1 protein-coding gene is annotated in these 597 nt (G+C 53.9%); it reads right to left on the bottom strand.

The genetic code is table 11. The annotated features are described in order from the left end of the window. Positions 1-230: 230 nt before the first annotated feature. A partial coding sequence (locus AC1RPN_RS07755; RefSeq protein ID WP_481763644.1) for a hypothetical protein occupies positions 231-597 on the bottom strand: 367 nt, incomplete at its 5' end.

The following is a 597-nucleotide window of genomic DNA, read 5'->3' as shown; positions in this document are numbered from 1 at the left end:
ACCNCCTGTGCATATTTTTCGTTTTCTTTCCATGCGCGCTCGATGGTGTCGTCGGCGTCCGGGCCCGGCTTCACGACACCCAAAACCATATCAGAAAGGATATCGTCGGTTTCGGCCCCAGCCTTAAACGTGAATCCGTATTCAAGGCGGTTATTTGCAAGTGCGCAAATGTAGGTTTCGAAAATCATGGCTTGTCCTCAGCGGGGCCCGTAGGCCCCTTCGTGAGTAGGTTAGATATCACAATCCGCGTAATCGTCTTTGAGCTTCTGTTTCTTGTCGGCAACCGATTCGCGCAATTCGCGAACGTCCTCTATTGCGCCGCGCAATTCATCGCGCCAGTATTCCGACACGTGGCGCACTTTGATGCACTCACGGATACGAGTAAGCCGGGCCTCGGTCAAGCTTTCTTCGTGCTCGATATCGCTTTCAAGCTTCTTTGCCTCCTGATAGCGTTCGTCGTATTCTTTGTAACCCTCGGCACAAATCCGTGCGTGTTCGTCGGCTGCACGGGCCGCCTCGCGCCAGTCGTCATAAACAGTATGAAAAATCACGTGCTCCCCGTTTTCCGACCACGTATAGCCCGCCAGAAAACGGCCG

The sequence above is a fragment of the Dellaglioa sp. CoH-57-MRSF-20 genome, assembly GCF_056781955.1.
Note: the sequence above shows the minus strand (reverse complement) of the source record. Positions and strands in the feature narration are given on the sequence as shown.